The sequence below is a fragment of the Rhodococcus sp. BS-15 genome, assembly GCF_000813105.1.
In the GTDB taxonomy this organism is placed as follows: Bacteria; Actinomycetota; Actinomycetes; order Mycobacteriales; family Mycobacteriaceae; genus Rhodococcoides.
Genome location: NZ_BAOX01000325.1, coordinates 1 through 5,309, shown reverse-complemented (window position 1 = coordinate 5,309; position 5,309 = coordinate 1). Strand labels below are relative to the sequence as shown.

The 5,309-nt window shown below is 64.1% G+C and carries 3 protein-coding genes and 2 pseudogenes; all 5 read right to left on the bottom strand.

Going from position 1 to position 5,309, the window contains the following annotated elements; translation table 11 throughout:
- Positions 1-257: pseudogene (locus RHBS_RS23990) on the bottom strand (acyl-CoA desaturase); the annotation flags it as partial.
- 122 nt (positions 258-379) lie between these two features.
- Positions 380-1,680, bottom strand: a pseudogene (locus tag RHBS_RS23985) (fatty acid desaturase).
- A gap of 108 nt (positions 1,681-1,788) precedes the next feature.
- A complete protein-coding gene (locus RHBS_RS23980) occupies positions 1,789-2,904 on the bottom strand; it encodes a ferredoxin reductase (RefSeq protein WP_128646610.1) in 1,116 nt (371 codons plus the stop codon).
- A 124-nt stretch (positions 2,905-3,028) separates the two neighbouring features.
- Positions 3,029-3,553, bottom strand: coding sequence for a hypothetical protein (locus RHBS_RS23975; RefSeq protein ID WP_094614262.1), 525 nt, complete (start codon positions 3,551-3,553; stop codon positions 3,029-3,031).
- An 11-nt stretch (positions 3,554-3,564) separates the two neighbouring features.
- Entirely contained in the window at positions 3,565-5,010 is a 1,446-nt protein-coding gene (locus RHBS_RS23970) for a wax ester/triacylglycerol synthase family O-acyltransferase (RefSeq protein WP_121872529.1), read from the bottom strand.
- Between the last annotated feature and the right edge of the window lie 299 nt (positions 5,011-5,309).

The following is a 5,309-nucleotide window of genomic DNA, read 5'->3' as shown; positions in this document are numbered from 1 at the left end:
ATGTTCTCGATGATCTTCGCGACCCCGAGCATGGCGGTGCCGACGAGCCACGCCGGACGACGGCGGCTGGCGAAGAGCACGGCCCGGCCACCGATGTCGAGAGAGCGCTGCAGGCGGATCGTGTTCTTGACGTACCGGGCGTCGCGTTCACCGCGGGACGCTTCGATGTCACGCCGGATGGAGTCGAGCTCGTGGCCCAACGCCTCGATGTCGGCATCGGTCAGATGCGCGTATTCTTTGACGTCCGTAATCGCCATGGGAAACAACCTCCTGGCAGTCGTGAACACACAGCTCGCGTATCAGGCCATGTGCAATTCCGTCACCTACCGTATCGTAACTTACGGTTCCGTAGGTTAGCGGCGGAAATCTGTGTGACGATTCACAATCGAACGCGGTCGCCCGAACGACGAAGAGCCTTGGCCTGACGCTTGGCTTCCTTCTTGGCATTGCGCAAGCTCACGCGCGCCTCCTGCATCGCCGAACGCAGTCCTCGACGCTGCCCGGTGAGCGGATCGATCCGAAGCGCATGAACAGCAGGCGAATCGCCGACGCGCCATCGCCGCTCCGAGGACGTCTCGGGAGCGTTGTCGGACGTGGCCCGCAACCACGAGTCGGGCAGCGACAGCTTGTGGATGGTTCGCAGCGCCAGCAGGTACTGCTTGCCGAGCGACCCCGTGGTGTACGGCAGGTCGTACTTCTCGCACAGAGCGTGCACCTTCTCGGCGATTTCCGAGTACCTGTTGCTCGGCAGATCCGGGAACATGTGGTGCTCGATCTGGTAGCAGAGGTTGCCGCTCATGAACGCCATGACCGGACCGGCTTCGAAGTTGGCACTGCCCAGCATCTGACGCAGGTACCACTCGGTCGTGTCTCGGTCTCGAACTGCCCGATCGTGAACTTCTCTGCCCCGTCGGGGAAATGGCCGCAGAAGATCACCGCGTACGCCCACAGGTTCCGGACGAGGTTGGCCGTCGCGTTGGCCGTCAACGTGGACTTCCACGCCGGGCCGGACAGTGCCGGGAACAGGACGAAATCCTTGCCGACCTGCTTGGCGATCTTGCGCGCGAAGGCGCGGCTGGCCGGAGACTTCAGCAGACCCTTCTCGTCCTCGCCGTCCAGCTGCTTCTGCGCGTCGTAGTCGTGCAGCGCGATGCCCCACTCGAAGGTGGTGGCCAGCACGATGTTGGCGAGCGGCTGAACGAGGTTGATCGGCTTCCACGGCTCGTCGCGGGTCATCCGCAGGATGCCGAAGCCGATGTCGTCGTCCATGCCGACGATGTTGGTGTACGTGTGGTGCGAGTAGTTGTGAGCGCGCTTCCACTGCTCCGACGGTCCGGTCTGATCCCACTCCCACGACGTGGAATGAATTTCCGGGTCGTTCATCCAGTCCCACTGGCCGTGCATGACGTTGTGGCCGAGCTCCATGTTCTCGATGATCTTGGCGACACTGAGCATCGCCGTGCCTGCGATCCAGGCCGGCCGATACTTGCTGCCGAGCAGCACCGCGCGGCCACCGAGCTCGAGCAGCCGCTGCAGCCTGATGGTCCGACGGATGTAGGCGGCATCGCGCTCGCCGCGGCTGTCTTCGACGTCTCGACGAATCGCATCCAGTTCACGACCGAACGCTTCCATGTCCGCTTCGCTGAGATGAGCGAACTCTTTGATGTCGGTGATGGCCACCGGGTCCTCCAACAGTTGAGTGCAGTGCCCGAAATATCGGGTTTCGACGTGGGCAACCTACGTAAGCGTAACCGAACAGCCTGAGAAGGCAGTGTGCGAAAAACAGACCTACAATTCCAATGTGCAGTCGCCCGCAGCTGCGGAAATACACGTCTGGACGCGGTCGCCCTCGCTGTGTTCCTTACCGGAACGCAGGTCGATGACATGTCCTGCCGTCAACGGCACCACACACGTCTGGCAGATACCCATCCGGCAACCGAACGGCATCTGAACGCCGACGTTCTCGCCGGCTTCGAGCAGACTGGTCGCGCCGTCGACGGTGGTCTTCTTGTCCGACCTGGAGAACGTGACGGTGCCGCCGGCACCGGAGGTGTCGGCGCGCGAGATCTCGAACCGCTCCAGATGAAGCCTGTCCTCGATTTTCTCGCGCTTCCAGGTCTTCTCGATTTCTTCGAGCAGTGCTGCCGGCCCGCACGCCCAGGTGTCGCGCGTGCGCCAGTCGGGATAGAGCTCGTCGAGAGAGGCGAGTGCGAACTTGCCGTCCGATCGCGTCAACTGCACGTGCGAGGTGAAGTTGGGATGGGACTTCTCCAGCGCGGCGATCTCGGCGGCGAACATGACTTCGTCCTCGGTGGGTGCCGAGTGGATGTGCACGGTGTCGGGCATGTCGCCGTGCCGATCCAATGCCCGCAGCATCGAGATGATCGGCGTGATGCCGCTGCCTGCCGTGACGAACAAGATCTTGTTCGGCGGCGGCACGGGCAGCGCGAAATTGCCCTTCGGGGCGGCCAGCCGAACGATGGTTCCCTGTGGCACACCGCCGACGAGGTGCGAGGAGAGGAAGCCTTCCGGCATCGCCTTGACGGTGATGGAGATCAGCTTGTCTTCCCAGTTCGGTGGGGAGGTCAACGAGTAGGACCGCCAGTGCCATCGCCCGCCGAGGTGCAACCCGATCCCGATGTACTGGCCGGGCCGGTAGTCGAAGTTGAAGCCCCAACCCGGCTGGATCACCAGGGTCACCGCCGTGGCGGTTTCCTTCTCCACCCGCACGATGCGGCCGCGGAGTTCGCGTGCCGACCAGAGAGGATTCGCCAGGTGCAGGTAGTCGTCGGGCAACAAGGGAGTGGTGATGCGGGTGAAGGCACCACGCACCATGTTCAGTCTGGGACGCTTGGGGGCCGATATACCGGCCGCCGGAGCCTCCAGCCACTTCTTCAGATCCATCGGGTGTTCCATCCCCTCGATCGAGATACTGAACCGCTTGCGGTCATCGAGGTTACGCTACCGTAGGTTCGGGTCCGGGAACACCTGTGCCGGTGTCGATAGTGCGCGAACGAACACCGCGGAGCTACAGCAGTTCGAGCAGAAACGACAATTCTTGCGGGGCGTACCACGCGAGCGTGTGATCCTCGGCGTCTCCGAGCACGAACTCCGCGTCCACGTCACCCATGTCCGCGGCATCGACAGCGGCAACGGCCTTCGCGACCGCCGATTCGGCCCCTTCGAGATCGACATGGACCGACGCAACCTGATCCATCCGCAACGGTTCCTTCAGCCGGACGACGGCATCGTCCAGATCTGGGCGCAGAGTGGGATCGTCCACATCGGCCGCGATCACCGCCCGCCGGTACACCACCCCTTCGGCGACCGTCCCGGTGTCGGTCTCGTCGTCGACTGCAGCAGCGATCAGACGCAGAGAGGCCCGAGCGGCCTCCCCCATCGCCACCTCGGAGAGCTCCTCGTCGTCGCCGGACGAGTACGCCTCACGCAGCGTCGGTGTCACCGCGAAGGCCGTGCGCGAGACCGGGCTGAACTCGCCCTCTGCCGACAACACTTTCAAGAACTCCAGCGTCGCCGGAACGTAGACACGCATTGCAGAAGACCTCACACTCTCGATTCGTTGCTGGCGTCGACCAACTCTTCCAGCGCCTCGTGCAGAAGCGCCGTGACGACGTCCACGTCCGGCATGGCACCTCTATCGGCATTGAGCCCGAAGAACACGTAGCCGTCGTAGGACGTCAACCCGATGCTCATCGCCTGGTTCTCGAACAGCGGCGACACCGGATACATCTCGAGCATGCGCGCACCGCCCACGTACAGCGGGAACTGGGGTCCTGGTGCGTTGGTGACGATCAGATTGAACACCCGCTGAGAGAGCCGACTGCCCGCTCGCGCACCCATCGCGTGCAGGCTCGCCGGGGCGAATCCGGAGATGCGCATCAGTGTCTGTGCAGTGACTCCGCGACTCTGTTTGGCGTGCGCCTCGGTGGCGTGCGCAATGTGCGAGAGCCGCACCACGGCATTCGATTCACCGACGGGCAGATCGACCAGAAACGACGAGACCTCGCTGCGATCTTCCTCGGCCGGCTCGACCGGCCGGTCGGCCGCATCTCCGAAACCGACCCGATCGGCCGAGACGTACACCGACATGGGCACCATGGCCCGCACCGTCGAGGAGGCCGTCACGGGCTCGCCCCGAGAGAGCAACCAATTGCGCAGTGCCCCGGTGACGACAGCGAGCACCACGTCGTTGATCGAGCAGTCGAACCTGTTGTGAATTCTGCGGTAGTCGGCGAGCTCGGTCTTGGCCACCGCGAATCTGCGGTTTCGCGAGATCGGGGCGTTCAGCGGACTCGACGGTGCACTCTGGGTCGCGGTGCGCAGCACCGCCGCGACCTTCGCTGCGGCCCGCAAGGCTTCACCCGCGACACCGGCAGCCCCGTGGACCGCGCCGCGCAGAGCCTCGACGCTCTCCCCCGGACGTACCACCAACTCGGTCAGCGCATCGATGACCAACGCCGAATCCTTGGGCTCGCGCGCAGGCATCCAGAGTTCCTCGGCCATCGGCGGTGGATTCTTGCTCGCATCCAGGATGACCTGACCGATGTCGAGCGCGTGTTCGCCGTCGACCAGCGCCGAGTGGGACTTGGTGAAGACGGCGAAGCGATTCTTCGACAACCCCTCGACCAGGTACATCTCCCACAGCGGCCGAGTGCGATCGAGTGGGCGCGAGGTCAGCCGCGCGATCAGATCGTGCAACTGATCGTCCGAACCCGGCTTGGGTAGTGCCGATCGGCGGATGTGGTAGGTGATGTCGAAATCCGCGTCGTCGACCCACACCGGCCGGGCCAGACCGAAGGCGACCTCACGCACCTTCTGCCGGTACCGGGGAACCAATGCCAACCGTTGCTCGACCAACGACAGCAGTCGGTCGTAGCTGAATCCACTGCGCGGAGTCCGGAAGATGGCGAGCGACCCGAGGTGCATAGGGCTGCTACTGGCCTCGAGAAAGTAGAACGACGCATCCTGCGCTGTCAGCCTGGTCGCCATCGCGTGTTCCAGTCCCCGTCCTCGCGTGAAGTACGCGCCGATTCCTGTGGCCGAGCGCGCAGTGTGCTCGAACCTAGAGTACGTGGCGGACATTTGTCGGTCTCGGGGTCGGTCGAGGACCGTGTCGCGGGCCGATCCAGGGTCCGGACGGGAACCGAACGCGCTCTCGGACCGTCAATGACGGTGTGAGTGTCATCGAATCGAGCGACCCGCCGGACATCCCGGACACGTCGGCCACGGGCCCGCGACTCCGCGCCGAACATCATTGCTTTCTCTCGCGTGCCGCTCCGTTCGAGCCG

Bases quoted from the DNA above. Each gene is read 5' to 3' on its own strand.
- RHBS_RS23980 (WP_128646610.1), bottom strand. From the start codon at position 2,904: ATGGATCTGAAGAAGTGGCTGGAGGCTCCGGCGGCCGGTATATCGGCC.
- RHBS_RS23975 (WP_094614262.1), bottom strand. From the start codon at position 3,553: ATGCGTGTCTACGTTCCGGCGACGCTGGAGTTCTTGAAAGTGTTGTCG.
- RHBS_RS23970 (WP_121872529.1), bottom strand. From the start codon at position 5,010: ATGGCGACCAGGCTGACAGCGCAGGATGCGTCGTTCTACTTTCTCGAG.